Source organism: Pseudomonas sp. 3-2, assembly GCF_019710535.1.
In the GTDB taxonomy this organism is placed as follows: Bacteria; Pseudomonadota; Gammaproteobacteria; order Pseudomonadales; family Pseudomonadaceae; genus Aquipseudomonas; species Aquipseudomonas pharyngis.
The window spans coordinates 641,617-656,526 of the sequence record NZ_CP081200.1; the positions used below are offsets into that span (position 1 = coordinate 641,617).

Below are 14,910 nucleotides of genomic sequence, written 5' to 3' on the forward strand. Positions count from 1 at the left end.
TGCGCCTGCCTGTTCACCGAAGACAGACACGTTCGGGAAATTGTGGAAAACAAAATTGCCAACCTGCCAAAGCGCGACATATAGACGCTGCAAATGGCTGTTTTTCCATAGTTTTGACTTGTCCCCGTTTGCTGTGGAGCTGGCTGTGAATAACGTGGGTGTAGCTCGCTGAACGCCTTGTAAACCGAGGCTTGCAGGGGTGTGGTTGTTTTTTGATCAGTGTGTTTTTGCTGAAGGGCAGGCCTGTTTGTCAACCTTTTTTATAGGGTACAAAAAGGTGCAGATCGTTGTGGTCAATCCTGTGGATAAGTCTGTGATTAAACTCTGGAAAGACTCGGCTGAGGGCCGTAATTGCTGGCCTCGCGCAATCATGGGCATGACCGGCCGGTCGTGCAAAATGCCCTGCCCGGCACAACTGGTTGTTCAGGGTCAAGAAAAAAACTTTCCAGATCACCCGCAAAGCCTTGTGGGGCGCGGCTTTGCGCTTTTCCACTTGCCCCCGGAAACTGTGGAAGGGCTTGTGGATAACGTGCGTGCACATGGCTACAGGCCACGGCGCGTATGGCGTAGCGGCCGTTGATCAATTAATGAGCAGGATTCGATGGTTGCCGGTTAAAGCGGGGCCGGGCATGCTGCCCGCTGATTTTCTATTCCAATGGCCGCCCCGGCGGCCGAAGCAAGGAGAACACGATGTCCAACACCCTGTTTATCACCGGCGCGACCTCCGGTTTTGGTGAAGCCTGTGCCCGTCGTTTTGCCGAGGCCGGCTGGAAACTGGTGCTGACCGGTCGTCGTGAAGAACGCCTCAATGCGCTGTGCGCCGAGCTGTCGAAACAAACCGAAGTACATGGCCTGGTGCTGGACGTGCGTGATCGCAAGGCGATGGAGGAGGCGATTGCCAATCTGCCGCCATCGTTCGCCAAGCTGCGCGGCCTGATCAACAACGCCGGCCTGGCGCTGGGCGTGGACCCTGCACCGAAGTGCGACCTCGACGATTGGGACACCATGGTCGACACCAACGTCAAAGGTCTGATGTACAGCACTCGCCTGTTGCTGCCTCGGCTGATCGCCCACGGTCGTGGCGCCGGCATCATCAACCTCGGTTCCATCGCCGGTAACTACCCGTACCCGGGCAGCCACGTTTACGGCGCGACCAAGGCCTTCGTCAAACAGTTCTCGCTGAACCTGCGCTGCGACCTGCAGGGCACCGGCGTGCGCGTCAGCAACATCGAGCCGGGCCTGTGCGAGAGCGAGTTCTCGCTGGTGCGTTTCGCCGGCGATCAGGCGCGTTACGACGCCACCTACGCCGGTGCCGAGCCGATCCAGCCGCAGGACATCGCCGAGACCATCTTCTGGGTGCTGAACGCGCCAGCGCACATCAACATCAACAGCCTGGAACTGATGCCGGTGAGTCAGACCTGGGCCGGTTTTGCCATCGAGCGTAACAAGGCCTGATACGGTGTTGCCCTCTTCGCCAATCTGTTGGCGAAGAGGGCAAATCGGCCAAATTCTGGCAGTAAGGTAGACTCACTCCTCAACAACCCCACCGCACCCTGCGGTTTTCAAGGTTTTTCGAGGAGTCAAAGTGAGTAACCGAGGTGAGCAGTCGCTGCTCAAACAATCCACCCTTCTAATGTTGGCCGTGTCGGTCGCCGGGATCGTCACCGGTTTTGTTTCGGGTTCCCAGTCCATCCTGTTCGATGGCTTTTTTTCGCTGATCGCCACCTTCATCAAAGTCCTGATGCTGATCACCGCGAAGCTGATCGCCAAGCAAAGCAACCAGCGTTTCCAGTTCGGTTTCTGGCACCTGGAGCCGATGGTGCTGCTGATCGAGGGCAGTTTCCTGCTGCTGATCGCCATTTACGCGTTTCTCAACGGTGTGTTCGGCATCATCAATGGCGGTCGTGAAATCGAACTGGGCCTGGTGATCATCTACGCGGCGGTGTTCACCGTTGTCGAGTTCGCCTACTTCTTCTACGTGCGCCACCGCAATCGCACGCTCAAGTCGAGCCTGATCCAGTTCGACAACATCAGTTGGCTGGTGGACGCGATGCTGTCGGTGGGCCTGCTGATCAGTTTCCTCGCGGCGCTGTTGCTCCAGTCCCAGGGTTACGGCGAGTGGGCGAAATTTGTCGACCCGCTGATCCTGATCGTGCTGGCCCTGACCATGCTGCCGCCGGCCTTCAAGATCCTCGGCCCGGCGTTGCGGGACGTGCTCGGCATTGCGCCGGACACGCTGGACGATCAGGTGCGCCAAGTGATGGACGCGGCCAAGGTCGAGCATGGTTTCGACGACTACGTGTCCTACGTGCAGAAGCACGGGCGGGCGCGGTTCATCGAGATTCATGTGGTGTTGCCAGCGGACTACCGGCTGCAGAGCGTCGGGCAGTTGGATGTGCTGCGTGAAGAGATTTCCGCGAAGCTGGGCAAACCGGATGCGGCGCGCTGGCTGACCATCAGCTTCACTGGCGACAGGAAGTGGATTGCTTGACTTGTGCGGGCGCGCGGGCTCGCCACGACGTCAGCTCAGATAGTCGGCGATGCCGCCATAGCAGGTCGCCAAATGATACGGCGTGGTCGACGGCATGTCCTTGCGGCTGACCTCGCCCTGATCGTCACGGCACTCGTGCCAGCCGCCGGCATGCAGAAAGCGCTGTTGCAACGCCTGCAACTGGCGCCGCACCGCGCTCTCGCTGTTCGGGCGCAAGGTCAGGGCGCGCAGGTATTCGGCCTGGGCCCAGATGCGCTGGGTCGAATCCTTCCCGTGTCCTTGCGGATCAAGCATGGCCAGCACCGCACCGGTGTCGGCCTCGACGCCCTGTTGTTCGGTGAAGGCAAACGCACGATCCAGTGCCGCGTGCAGCTTCGAGCCGCGTAGCAGCGGTGAGGATTCGAGCAGGAAATACCATTCGAACTGATGCCCCGGTTCAAACCAGTTATCCACAGCCCCCAGCGGCTTTTCCATCAACACGCCCTGTTGCGGTTCGATGAAGCGCTTGTGCATGGCTGTGCATAACTCGCTCAGCGCCTGCCGGGTCTGCGGATCTTCGCGCACCGCCAAGGTGGCCAGGAAGGCTTCGGCCAGGTGCATCAGCGGATTTTGCAGCGGGCCGGTTTCCAGCGTGATCCAGTCGCGATCAAGGCAGGCTTCGTAGAGGCCGTCGCCCGTTGCGAAGCGCCGGCCGATCACTTCCAGCGCAGCGTTGAGCGTCGATTCCACCAAGGGCTCGCGGGATTTTTCCCAGTAATGCGCGCAAGCGAACAGGATGAAGGCGTGGGTGTAGAGATCCTTGCGCTGATCCAGCGGTTTGCCCTGCGGATCGATGCTGTAGAACCAGCCGCCGTGCTCGGCATCGTGGAAGTGCCGTTGCAGGGAGCGGAACAGTGCAGCCGCGCGGATTTCGGCGTTATCCACAACCCCGATCAGGCTGGAAAACAGGTACAGCTGCCGAGCGCAGGCCATGGCTCGATAGCGCTGCGGTGGCAGCGGCTGATGTGCGGCGTCCAGCGCCTCGTAAGGCAACGCCATGTCGGCGTTCCAGCCCGGTCCTTGCCAGAGGGGCACGATCACGTTCAGAAAGTGCTGTTGCACTTCGCCGAACAGGGCGGTCAGTTCAGGCAGGGAGGTGGAGCGGGAAGCGTGGGGCATGGGCGGACGTCGTCACGGCAGGGGCGATTGCGCGACATGGTAGCAGAGAGACCGGCCTTAGAGACGCGGTGTCTGTCAGGCCGCTTTCGTCGCAGCGCTGCCCGGACCAAGCCCGCTCCCACGATGGTCACGCCGAACACAATACTTGTGAACAACACAGAACAACTGTGGGAGCGGGCTTGCTCGCGAAGAGGCCTGATCAGGCGATAGAGTTCAACCGGCCAACAACCACGCGCCCGTCACCGCCGAAGCGGCACCGGCCAGTCGAACCAGTGGCGCGGCCGCCTGAGGCAGAAAACGCACGACCGCATAACCCGCTGCGTGCAGCGCCGCGGTCGCGACCACGAAACCGGCGGCATACGCCCAAGGGCTCGACATGTCCGGCAACTCGAGGCCGTGAGCCACGCCGTGGAACAGCGCAAACAGCGCCGTCGCCGCCACCGCCATCATCAGTGGCGGACGCACCGCCAGCGCCACCAGCAGACCCAGCGCCAGCACCGAGGCGGCAATCCCGCTTTCCAGCGCCGGCAATTCCAGCCCTTCAAAGCCGAGCAGGCCACCGATCAGCATGGTGCCGACAAAGGTGCATGGCAGCGCCCAGCGTGCGGCGCCTTGCTGCTGCGCGGCCCACAGGCCGACGGCCAGCATTGCCAGCAAATGGTCGAGACCGCCGATCGGGTGGCTGATGCCGGCCACCAGGCCAGAGTCGCCGTGGCCAGGGTGGGCGAAGGCCAGGGCCGGAGTCAGCAGCAGCGCGACGGCGCCGAGAATACGTTTGAGTGTCATGGATAAGCTTCCTTGTTGAGCAGTGAATCAGGCTGCAGTCAGCAGGCCCTGGCGTTCGATGAAGGCGATGATGTCTTCCAGGCCCTGACCGGTTTTCTGGTTGCTGAACACGAACGGCTTGCCGTTGCGCATGCGTTGGGTGTCGCTGTTCATCATCTCCAGCGAGGCGCCGACCAGCGGCGCAAGGTCGATCTTGTTGATCACCAGCAGGTCGGATTTGCAAATGCCGGGCCCGCCCTTGCGCGGCAGCTTGTCGCCGGCCGACACGTCGATCACGTAGATGGTCAGGTCGGACAGTTCCGGGCTGAAGGTTGCGGAAAGGTTGTCGCCGCCGGACTCCACCAGAATCAGGTCCAGCCCCGGAAAACGTCGGTTCAGTTGATCCACCGCTTCGAGGTTGATCGAGGCGTCCTCGCGGATCGCCGTGTGCGGGCAGCCGCCGGTTTCCACGCCGATGATGCGTTCCGGCGCCAGGGCTTCGTTGCGCACCAGAAAGTCGGCGTCTTCGCGGGTATAGATGTCGTTCGTGACTACAGCCAGGTTGTAGCGCTCGCGCAGGGCCAGGCACAGGGCCAGGGTCAACGCGGTCTTGCCGGAACCGACCGGGCCGCCGATGCCGACGCGCAGGGGTTGTGTGTTCATGTGCTTCTCCAGATAAAAGGCCCTAGGAACGGAACAGGCGGCTGTACTGGCGCTCATGGGCCATGCACGCCAGGGACAGACCGAACGCGGCGCTGCCGAGGTGTTCGGGATTGATTCGGGTGGCGTCCTGCTGGGCCTGTTGCAGCAGCGGCAGCAGTTCGCTGGTCAGGCGCTGGGCGGCTTGCTGGCCCAGCGGCAGGGTTTTCATCAGCACCGCGAGCTGGTTTTCCAGCCAGCTCCACAGCCACGCGGCGAGGGCGTCCTGCGGGCTGATCTGCCAGGCGCGCGCGGCCAGAGTCCAGCACAGGGCCAGATGCGGTTCGGTGCAGTGTTCAAGGAAGTCCCGCGCGGCCTGATCGAGTTCGGGCAAACCGTTGAGCAATTGCTGCAACGAGTAGCCCATCTGCCGGCTCTCCAGATGCAGTTCGCGGGTTTCGCGGCTGGCGCGATGGCTTTCGCAGAGCTTGCGCAATTCTTCCCAGTGTTCGTCCGCGGCGGCCTGGCAATGGGCGAGCAGCATGGGTGCCTCGAACCGCGCGAGGTTGAGCAGCAATTGATCGCTGATCCAGCGGCGGGCGCTGTCCGGGCTGTCGACGCGGCCGTTATCCACAGCCATTTCCAGGCCCTGGGAATAGCTGTAGCCGCCAATCGGCAATTGCGGACTGGCCAGGCGCAGCAGCGCCCAGGCCGGGTTCACAAACGGACGCCGAACTGATGGAGTTTCGGCGCGTAGTTGAAGTCTTCGTCACCGTGCCGCGAATGATGATGGCCGCCACCGTAGGCGCCGTGCTCGGGCTGAAAGGGTGCTTCGATCGATTCGACCTGCGCGCCCAGTTGTTCAAGCATCGCCTTGAGCACGTAATCGTCGAGTAGCCGCAGCCAGCCGTCACCGACTTGCAGCGCCACATGGCGATTGCCCAGGTGATAGGCGGCGCGGGTCAGTTCGAAAGCATTGGCGCAGGTGACGTGCAGCAATTGTTCGGGGCGGGCGCAGACCCGGACGATCCGGCCATCTTCGGCTTGCAGGCACTCACCGTCATACAGCGGCGGCTGACCGCGCTCCAGAAACAGTCCGACGTCCTCGCCTTCGGCACTGAAACAGCGCAAGCGGCTTTTGCTCCTGGCTTCGAAGGTCAGGTGCAACTCGGCGGCCCAGACGGGTTGGGGGTCGATTCTGCGGTGAATCACCAGCATCGGAAAGCTTCCAGCAGTGGACAATGCTCAGGCTAGAGCAAGGGGCTTGCCAATCGGACGAGATGTAGGAAAACCCTGTCGGAGCGTAGTGGATGTTTCAAGATGTTGCAGGATTGTGAGATGTTTTGGTGCATGAAGTTTTTTACATGCACCAAATGTGAGCTGTGACACAGGAGCCCGTGTGGGATCTGGAGGAGAACTATTCGGTACTGCCGAGCCCTTGCCAGTGCTTCAGCCCGATAAAGATAAAGCGCAACTGCTGGGTGATCTTCGCCTGGGGCGTCAGATGCTCCGGCAGAGCTTCGGCGGGCGGGTCGATGATGTCCGGCAGGGTGGCGAACACCGATTTGACGATCAGGTCGGCCATCACGCTCAGGCCATCGCGATTCAGATGCTGAAGCTTGGGCATCAGGGCCAGGTCCGCCGCCAGGTCGGAGCTGATGTCTTCACGCAAGCGGCCGATGGCCTGACGCACCGGCAACGATCCGCCGTACTGCTCGCGGGCCAGAAACAGGAATTGCGAACGGTTGGCGCTGACCACGTCGAGGAAGATCCGCACCGACGCATCGATGATGCCGCCCATGACAAATTCGTTGTGGCGCACCAGGCGGATGGTTTCGCGGAAGGTCTGGCCGACTTCACTGACCAGCACCAGGCCGAGTTCGTCCATGTCGGCGAAATGCCGGTAGAAACCGGTGGGCACGATGCCGGCGGTTTTCGTCACTTCACGCAGGCTCAGGCTGCCGAATCCTCGGCCGCTTTCCATCAAGTGGCGGGCAGCGTCCATCAGGGCGTTGCGGGTCTGTTGTTTCTGTTCGGCGCGGGGCAGCATCGCAAGGGTGTGTTCTTAGGCAAGACAAGCGCCGCACTCTAGCAAATCGGCTTTGTCGGCGTCGAACGGCAGCGGGGGAGATGGAGCAGGGAAATCGCGACTTCTTTATACAGGCTGCTGAAAAGTCAAAAGCCCAATCCGGGGATTGGGCTTTTTTTCCAGGCCACCATGGGCTTAGCTCAAAGCGCTGTTGCGTTCGATCACACGGTCACCACCGCCTTCGGCCAGGGTTTGACCTTGTGGGGTGCGATCACCACCGTCCGATGCCAGGGTCTGGCCTTGTGGGGTACGGTCGCCGCCGTCAGAAGCCAGGGTTTGACCTTGTGGAGTGCGATCCGAACCGTCTTGAACCAGACCTTTCTCTTCCAGACGATCGCGGCCGCCTTCAGCTACGGTTTGACCTTGTGGGGTTTTGTCATAGCCATCTTGAACCAGGCCTTTTTCTTCCAGACGGTTACGACCGTTTTCAGCCAGGGTCTGGCCTTGTGGAGTGCGGTCGGAGCCATCAGCAGCAACGGTCTGGCTGAACACCGAGTGGCTGGTTTTGACTTGCGGAGTCGCTTGATCGGCAGCTGGCAGAGCGAAAGCGGTGCTGGCCAGCATCGAGAGGGTAAGACTGAACAGAAGTTGGCGTTTCATGATGGGTTGCTCCTTGGGAGGGCGATAAAGTGGGTACGAAGCTAATGCTACTCTCGATAAGTCGATATAAAAGTTCATAAACACAATGGTAATAATCAACAGAATTGATTGTTCCATTGGGAGGCTCTAGCTCGGGCGTTTCAGGCGGGCGGTTTTGCACTGCGGTGGGTATTTTCCACCCACTTGCGCCCCGCAAATGTGCGGGGCGGTAACGCCAATTCGACCGATCGGTCAGAATGGCGACCGTTTTTTCCCCTCGCTGGGGCTTTGGATTAAACCTGCGGGCTGTTTGTCAGTCACAGATTTCATGAGGGCCATCATGGCCTGCCGTTTCAGCTGCGTCGTGCCAATGGATGCAGTCGTCTTCAGGAGCTTTGTGCATGACGCGCACCCGTAAAATCTTCGCCTGGACCTTCGCCACCCTTGTGCTGCTTCTGGCGGTGCTGGTGTTGGTCATCGTGTTTTTCGACTGGAACCGGATCAAGCCGCCGCTCAATGCCAAAGTCTCGGAAGAATTGCACCGACCGTTCGCCATCAACGGCAACCTGTCGGTGGTCTGGCGGCGCGAAATCGACGAGGGCGGCTGGCGCGCCTGGGTGCCGTGGCCGCATGTGGTGGCCGAAGACCTGACGCTGGGCAATCCGGACTGGTCGAAACAGCCGCAGATGGTCACCCTCAAACGGGTCGAGCTGCGCATCTCGCCACTGGCCTTGCTGGCGCAACGGGTGACGATCCCGCGGATCGACCTGACTGAGCCGAACGCACAATTGCAGCGCCTGGCCGACGGTCGCGCCAACTGGACCTTCAAGTTCGATCCCAAGGACCCGAACACCGAGCCCTCGAACTGGGTGGTCGACATCGGCGCCATCGGTTTCGACAAGGGCCACGTCACCCTGGATGACCAGACCCTCAGGACCAACCTCGACTTGCTGATCGATCCGCTGGGCAAGCCGATTCCGTTCAGCGACATCGTCGGCGACAAAGCCGCGAAAACCGCGCAGGACAAGGGCGGCGTACCTCAGGATTACGCCTTCGGCCTGAAAGTCACCGGCCAGTACCACGGCCAGAAACTCGCCGGCCAGGGCAAGATCGGCGGTCTGCTGGCGCTACAGGACGCGAGCAAACCGTTCCCGTTGCAGGCCCAGGCGAAGATCGGTGATACCAGCGTCGAACTCGCCGGCACCCTGACCGATCCGCTGAATCTCGGCGCCCTCGATCTGCGCCTGAAACTGGCCGGCGCCAGCCTCGGCAACCTGTATCCGCTGACTGGCGTAACCCTGCCGGACACCCCGCCTTATGCCACCGACGGCCATTTGATCGCCAAGCTGCATGAGCCGGGCGGCGCGCAGTTCCGCTATGAGCAGTTCAACGGCAAGATCGGCAGCAGCGACATCCATGGCGATCTTGCCTACGTCGCCAGCCAGCCACGGCCCAAGCTGAGTGGCGCGCTGCTGTCCAATCAATTGTTGTTTGCCGACCTCGCGCCGCTGATCGGTGCCGACTCCAATGCCAAGCAGAAGGCCCGTGGCGGCGAGAGCAAGCAGCCGGCGGACAAGGTGCTGCCGGTGGAAGAGTTCAAGACCGAGCGCTGGCGCGACATGGACGCCGACGTCGAATTCACCGGCAAGCGCATCGTCCACAGCGAAGAGCTGCCGTTCACCGACCTCTATACCCACCTGAAACTCAACGACGGCGAACTGAGCCTGGAGCCACTGCGCTTCGGTGTGGCCGGCGGCAATCTCGACGCGCAGATTCGCCTCAACGGTCGTACCGAGCCACTGGAAGGCCGGGCCAAATTGACCGCGCGCAAGTTCAAGCTCAAACAGCTGTTCCCGACCTTCGAACCGATGAAGACCAGTTTCGGCGAGCTTAACGGCGATGCCGACATCGCCGGTCGCGGCAACTCGGTGGCGAAGCTGCTGGGCGGCGCCAACGGCAACCTGAAGATGCTGATCAACGACGGCGCGATCAGTCGCGAGTTGATGGAGCTGGCAGGCCTGAACGTCGGCAACTACGTGGTCGGCAAGATCTTTGGCGACAAGGAAGTGAAGATCAACTGCGCGGCGGCGGACTTCGACATCAAGACCGGCCTGGCCAGTACGCGGCTGTTTGTGTTCGATACGGAGAACGCGATCATCTACATCGACGGCACGGCGAACATGGCCACCGAGCAACTGGATCTGACGGTGACGCCGGAGTCCAAGGGCTGGCGTTTGATTTCCCTGCGTTCGCCGTTGTATGTACGCGGCAAGTTCATCAAGCCGGATGCCGGGGTGAAAGCGGTGCCGTTGATGTTGCGCGGGGCGGGGATGGTGGCGCTGGGCGTGATCGCGGCCCCGGCGGCGGGGCTGCTGGCACTGGTGGCGCCGAGCGGCGGCGAGCCGAATCAGTGCGCGCCGTTGCTGGAGCAGATGAAGTCGGGCAAGGCACCCGTCACAGTGAAACCTACAAAATGATCGGTGATTGACAGGGCCTCTTCGTCGGATCGCCGCCCGGACCAAGCCCGCTCCCACAGCGTTTCACTGAACCTGTGGGAGCGGGCTTGCCCGCGATTGGATCTGGAGGAGTCAGAGGTCTTTCAGGATATCGGCCATGTCATCGGCATGCTCTTCTTCCTGAGCCAGGATGTCTTCGAAGATCCGGCGGGTGGTCGGGTCCTTTTCACCGATGTACTGGATGATCTCGCGGTAGCTGTCGATGGCAATCCGCTCGGCCACCAGGTCCTCGTAGACCATTTCCTTCAAGGTGTTGCCGGCCACGTATTGCGCGTGGGACATCTTCGACAGCAAGTCCGGGTTGAACTCGGGCTCGCCGCCCAGTTGCACGATGCGTTCAGCGAGACGGTCGGCGTGTTCGGCTTCCTGGGTGGCATGTTCCAGGAACTCGTTGGCGGCGACATTGGCTTTCAGGCCGTTGGCCATGAAGTAGTGGCGCTTGTAGCGCAAGACGCAGACCAGTTCAGTGGCCAGCGACTCGTTGAGCAGGCGCAGCACTTCTTCACGGTTGGCGCTGTAGCTTTCGGTCACCGCGCCATTTTCCACATGCAGTCGTGCGCGCTCGCGCAGGGTTTGAACATCAGACAAATGCAGGTCACTCATTTCAGTCTCCTGGAGGCTAATCCGATTGGCGTCACGTTCTGCTGACGTGATCGTTACCAGGTTGTGAGTGATGAACGCGGCAAAAAGTTTTGTCGGATTCAGCGCGGGGCATGTCCCGAAAGCAATGCCTCCTCGCGCAGCCAGGCAAAAAACGCCTTCACCGGCGGGTGCCGCTCGCGGCCCGGTACGCAAAGTGCGCTGTATCCGGCGCCGTCGACCTGGACCTCGCCCTTGTACGGCACCAACAGACCGCTGGCGACGCTCTGCGACACCAGAATGTTGCTCGCCAGCACCAGCCCCTGTCCGGCAATGGCCGCTTGCAGGGCGTAATGCTCTTCGTCGTACTCGCGGACGGCCGGTTGCTGATTCAACCAGTTCTCGCCCGACTGCGCGCACCAGGCCTCCCAGCCGTGGGCGTAGAGCTTCGAATTGTGCCAATGCACGCTGATCAGCGCCGGGGTGCGGCGGGGTGCGGCGGGCGGCCAGCGCCACCTGTTCCGGCGAGCCGTACACGCCGAACGATTCATCGAACAGGCACAACCCATAGAGGTTCGGGTAATCGTCGAGGCTGTAGCGCAGCACCAGATCGACGCTGGCGTCCTGATGCAGGTCGATCACTTCGCAATGCGTATCCAGGCGCACATTGATGTTCGGATGCTTCGCATAAAACCGCCCCAGTCGCGGCACCAGCCATAGCGCAGCAAACGCGGCGGTGGTCGATAGTGTCAGGCTGCTGCCGCTGCGTTGCGGGCGCAGGGTGTCGACGCTTTGCGCCACTTCCAGAAACGCGCCGTGCAGGCTGCGGAACAGCCGCTCGCCGCCCTCGGTCAGGCGCACCTGACGCGGCAGGCGTTCGAACAGCGCCACGCCGAGCCAGTCCTCCAGCGAGCGGATCTGATGGGAAATCGCCGTGGGCGTCACCGCCAGTTCTTCGGCGGCCGCCTTGAAACTCAACAGGCGTGAGGCGGATTCGAACGCGCGCAGGGCGGTCAGGGGCAAGGCTGCGAACATGAAAACTCCACGGATGAGATCAATTCATCCCGACTGATTTTTGCTCATTTGAGACGATGAGGTGATACCTGCAATCTGGCGCCACATAGTCACTCAAGTCTAGACCTCAAGGAGATTCAGATGAGCAAGATTCTTGCGATCCATGCCAGCCCACGCGGTGAGCGTTCTCATTCGCGGCGTCTGGCAGAAACCTTTCTCAGCGCCTGGCAAGTCCGTCATCCACAGGCGCAGGTCACCCGCCGTGAGGTGGGGAGGGCGTTGATTCCGGCGGTCAACGAGGCGTTTGTCGCGGCGGCGTTTTACCCGGAGCCCGAGGCTCGACCGCTGACCATGCAAGCCGATCTGGCGCTCAGCGATCAACTGGTGGGCGAGCTGTTCGATCACGACCTGCTGCTGATTTCCACGCCGATGTACAACTTCAACGTGCCCAGCGGCCTCAAGGCCTGGGTCGATCAGATCGTCCGGTTGGGCCTGACGTTTGATCACACCCTCGACAACGGCATCGCCCAGTACACGCCGTTGTTGCACGGCAAGAAGGCGCTGATCGTCACCAGTCGCGGCGGTTTCGGATTCGGCCCGGGTGGCGAGCTGGAGGCGCTGAACCACGCCGATCCATGGCTGCGCACGGCATTGGGTTTCATCGGTATCAACGACGTCACGGTGGTCGCCGCCGAGGGCGAGGAATCCGCCGAGCGCACCTTCGCGGTGTCGGTGGCCGAGGCCGAGCAGCGCTTGCTCGACCTGGCCCGGGAGTTCTAGGTGGCCTGGCTGTTTCTGCTGATCGCGGCCGGGTTTGAGGTCACTTTCGCCATGGGCATGAAGTACGCCGAAGGTTTCACCCGGCTCTGGCCATCGCTGATCACTGTGGTCGCGGCGGTGGGCGGGGTGTACTTCCTGACCCTGGCGATGCGCGAGTTGCCGGTGAGCATCGCTTACCCGATCTGGACCGCCATCGGTTCATTGGGCACGGTGTTTCTCGGTTTCGCCCTGCTGGGCGAGAGCCTGACACTGGTGAAGTTGCTGTCGGTGGGGCTGATTGTGGCGGGGGTGGTGGGGCTGAAGTAGGCTGGTCGTGGAGTTGTCATCATCGAGAAGGATGCTTGGCGGGCGTTTTGCACGCCTTGCATCCACTCACCGACCACAAGGATGTTTGCCCATGTCGCAAGATTCGGCCACACGTTATCCACTGGTGCTGGTGCCGGGAATGCTCGGTTTCATCCGTCTGGTGCTGTACCCGTACTGGTACGGGATCATCAAAGCATTGCGCCGGGGGGGTGCAACGGTGATTGCGGTGCAGGTGTCGCCGCTCAATTCCACCGAAGTGCGCGGCGAGCAGTTGCTGGCGCGCATCGATGAAATCCTGCGTGAGACCGGCGCGGCCAAGGTCAATCTGTTCGGCCATAGCCAGGGCTCGCTGACGGCGCGTTACGCGGCGGCCAAGCGTCCGGACCTGGTGGCCTCGGTGACGTCGGTGGCCGGGCCCAATCACGGTTCGGAACTGGCCGACTACCTGGCCAAACACTATCCGGCGGACAGCGCCAAGGGTCGCATTCTTGAGGCGCTGTTACGCTTTGTCGGCTGGCTGATGGCACTGCTGGAAACCGGCTATCACGGGCCGAAACTACCGGTGGATATCCACGCCTCGCACCACTCGCTGACCACCGAAGGTGTGGCGCTGTTCAACCAGCGTTATCCACAGGGCCTGCCGCAAACCTGGGGCGGGCACGGGCCGGAAGAGGTCAACGGCGTGCGCTACTACTCGTGGTCCGGCACCTTGCAGCCGGGCAAGACCGATCGTGGTGGCAACCTGTTCGACGGCACCAACCGCAGTTGCCGGTTGTTCGCCAAAACCTTCGTGCGCGAGCCGGGGCAGTGCGACGGCATGGTCGGACGCTACAGCTCGCACCTGGGCACGGTCATCGGCGATGACTACCCGATGGATCACTTCGACATCGTCAACCAGTCGCTGGGACTGGTCGGCAAAGGCGCGGATCCGGTGCGGCTGTTTGTCGAGCATGCGGCACGGTTGAAAGCCGCCGGGGTTTAACCGTTAAACCGAGTTATCGTTCTTCGCGAGCAAGCCCGCTCCCACAGTGATTCAGGTGTGCACAAGATCTGTGCTCGACTCCAACCCTGTGGGAGCTGGCTTGCCAGCGAAGGCGCCCGATCAGGCGACGCGGAGTCTGCGGCCGAGGACGGTGGTCCAGCGCTCGGAAAGAATCACTCCGCCCAAGGTCAGCAAGCCACCGACCAGGTGGTACATCGCCAGTTGCTCCTTCAGCACCAGTGCTGCAATCAGCGCCGTGATCAGCGGCAGCAGGTTGAAGAACAGCGTGGTCCGGCTCGGGCCCAGACGCTGCACGGCCTGCATCCACGCCAGTGGCGCAAGCATCGAGGCCAGCAGGCACGCATACAGCACCAGCGGAATGTTCTGCAGGGTCAGGCCGGTTTTCGGCGACACGGCGTACAGCGGAAACAGCACCACCACCGCTACCAGCACCTGCAAATACAGCAACACCAGCGGCGGCAGGCGCAGCTGCCACTTTTTCAGCAGGGTGCTGTAGATCGCGTAGGCGAGGGTGGCGACCAGCATCATCGCGTCACCCAGGTTCACCCCGTGTTGCAGCAATGCGCCGAGGCTGCCGGACGACACCACCACCAGCACACCGGCGAACGACAGCAGCGCACCGACCAGCGCACCGGCCGTCAGGCGCTGGCCGAGGCTGATGATCGCCATGGCCAGCGACATCAACGGCATCAGCGACAGGATGATGCCCATGTTGGTGGCGCTGGTCAGGGTCGCGGCGAAGTAGGCCAGGCTCTGATAGACCGCCATGCCGAGCACGCCGAGGATGAAGATCTTGCCCAGGTTCGGGCGAATCTGCGGCCAGTGCGCGATCACCTTCTTGAGCATGAACGGGGTAAACAGCAGGCCGGCGAGCAGCCAGCGGTAAAAGCCGATCTCGGCGGGAAAGATCGCACCGACCGCGAGCTTGTTGATCACGGTGTTGCCGGCCCAGATGAAAATCGCCAGCAGGGGAAACGCGTATTGCATGGGA

At 61.8% G+C, this 14,910-nt stretch carries 15 protein-coding genes and 2 pseudogenes; 6 read left to right on the top strand and 11 right to left on the bottom strand.

Features of this window, described 5'->3' with window-relative positions; translation table 11 throughout:
* Positions 1-690 precede the first annotated feature (690 nt).
* Complete coding sequence (locus tag K3819_RS02785; RefSeq protein WP_011332209.1) at positions 691-1,455, top strand: SDR family oxidoreductase; 765 nt, start codon at positions 691-693, stop codon at positions 1,453-1,455.
* 130 nt (positions 1,456-1,585) lie between these two features.
* Positions 1,586-2,491, top strand: a complete 906-nt coding sequence (locus K3819_RS02790; RefSeq protein WP_064593138.1) for a cation diffusion facilitator family transporter — start codon at positions 1,586-1,588, stop codon at positions 2,489-2,491.
* A 30-nt stretch (positions 2,492-2,521) separates the two neighbouring features.
* Here the strand turns inward: K3819_RS02790 and K3819_RS02795 are convergent, their stop codons facing one another.
* From K3819_RS02795 to K3819_RS02825, 7 genes are all read right to left on the bottom strand, one after another.
* On the bottom strand, positions 2,522-3,649 hold the full coding sequence (locus K3819_RS02795; protein WP_221398586.1) for an AGE family epimerase/isomerase: 1,128 nt from the start codon (positions 3,647-3,649) through the stop codon (positions 2,522-2,524).
* A gap of 213 nt (positions 3,650-3,862) precedes the next feature.
* On the bottom strand, positions 3,863-4,435 hold the full coding sequence (locus tag K3819_RS02800) for a HupE/UreJ family protein (RefSeq protein WP_221398587.1): 573 nt from the start codon (positions 4,433-4,435) through the stop codon (positions 3,863-3,865).
* Positions 4,436-4,462: 27 nt separating this feature from the next.
* Positions 4,463-5,077, bottom strand: a complete 615-nt coding sequence (ureG, locus tag K3819_RS02805) for an urease accessory protein UreG (RefSeq protein WP_007950645.1) — start codon at positions 5,075-5,077, stop codon at positions 4,463-4,465.
* Positions 5,078-5,099: 22 nt separating this feature from the next.
* The gene (locus tag K3819_RS02810) at positions 5,100-5,774 is read right to left on the bottom strand and encodes an urease accessory protein UreF (RefSeq protein WP_221398588.1); all 675 of its coding nucleotides are present in this window, start codon (positions 5,772-5,774) and stop codon (positions 5,100-5,102) included.
* On the bottom strand, positions 5,771-6,271 hold the full coding sequence (gene ureE / locus K3819_RS02815) for an urease accessory protein UreE (protein ID WP_011332214.1): 501 nt from the start codon (positions 6,269-6,271) through the stop codon (positions 5,771-5,773). Before ureE ends, K3819_RS02810 begins: the two co-directional genes overlap by 4 nt.
* A gap of 199 nt (positions 6,272-6,470) precedes the next feature.
* The gene (locus K3819_RS02820) at positions 6,471-7,103 is read right to left on the bottom strand and encodes a TetR family transcriptional regulator (RefSeq protein WP_039766718.1); all 633 of its coding nucleotides are present in this window, start codon (positions 7,101-7,103) and stop codon (positions 6,471-6,473) included.
* Between the two features lie 174 nt (positions 7,104-7,277).
* Positions 7,278-7,742: a hypothetical protein gene (locus K3819_RS02825; protein WP_064379127.1), complete on the bottom strand. Its 465-nt coding sequence runs from the start codon at positions 7,740-7,742 to the stop codon at positions 7,278-7,280.
* 380 nt (positions 7,743-8,122) lie between these two features.
* Between K3819_RS02825 and K3819_RS02830 the strand changes: the two genes are divergently transcribed.
* Complete coding sequence (locus K3819_RS02830; protein ID WP_221398589.1) at positions 8,123-10,198, top strand: AsmA family protein; 2,076 nt, start codon at positions 8,123-8,125, stop codon at positions 10,196-10,198.
* 111 nt (positions 10,199-10,309) lie between these two features.
* On the opposite strand, the gene K3819_RS02835 is transcribed toward K3819_RS02830, so the two are convergent.
* From K3819_RS02835 to K3819_RS29630, 3 genes and pseudogenes are all read right to left on the bottom strand, one after another.
* Positions 10,310-10,840 carry a bacterioferritin gene (locus K3819_RS02835; RefSeq protein ID WP_064593148.1) on the bottom strand — a complete coding sequence of 177 codons (531 nt, stop codon included), beginning with the start codon at positions 10,838-10,840 and terminating at the stop codon, positions 10,310-10,312.
* A 98-nt stretch (positions 10,841-10,938) separates the two neighbouring features.
* Positions 10,939-11,707 (bottom strand): annotated as a pseudogene (locus K3819_RS29625) (LysR substrate-binding domain-containing protein).
* A 6-nt stretch (positions 11,708-11,713) separates the two neighbouring features.
* A pseudogene (locus K3819_RS29630) lies at positions 11,714-11,851 on the bottom strand (LysR family transcriptional regulator); the annotation flags it as partial.
* Between the two features lie 120 nt (positions 11,852-11,971).
* Between K3819_RS29630 and K3819_RS02845 the strand changes: the two are divergent.
* From K3819_RS02845 to K3819_RS02855, 3 genes are all read left to right on the top strand, one after another.
* Positions 11,972-12,610: an FMN-dependent NADH-azoreductase gene (locus tag K3819_RS02845; RefSeq protein WP_103386766.1), complete on the top strand. Its 639-nt coding sequence runs from the start codon at positions 11,972-11,974 to the stop codon at positions 12,608-12,610.
* Positions 12,611-12,916: a multidrug efflux SMR transporter gene (locus K3819_RS02850; protein WP_011332220.1), complete on the top strand. Its 306-nt coding sequence runs from the start codon at positions 12,611-12,613 to the stop codon at positions 12,914-12,916.
* A gap of 91 nt (positions 12,917-13,007) precedes the next feature.
* The gene (locus K3819_RS02855) at positions 13,008-13,898 is read left to right on the top strand and encodes a triacylglycerol lipase (RefSeq protein WP_207984881.1); all 891 of its coding nucleotides are present in this window, start codon (positions 13,008-13,010) and stop codon (positions 13,896-13,898) included.
* Positions 13,899-14,018: 120 nt separating this feature from the next.
* On the opposite strand, the gene K3819_RS02860 is transcribed toward K3819_RS02855, so the two are convergent.
* On the bottom strand, positions 14,019-14,906 hold the full coding sequence (locus K3819_RS02860) for a DMT family transporter (RefSeq protein WP_085611040.1): 888 nt from the start codon (positions 14,904-14,906) through the stop codon (positions 14,019-14,021).
* Positions 14,907-14,910: the final 4 nt, after the last annotated feature.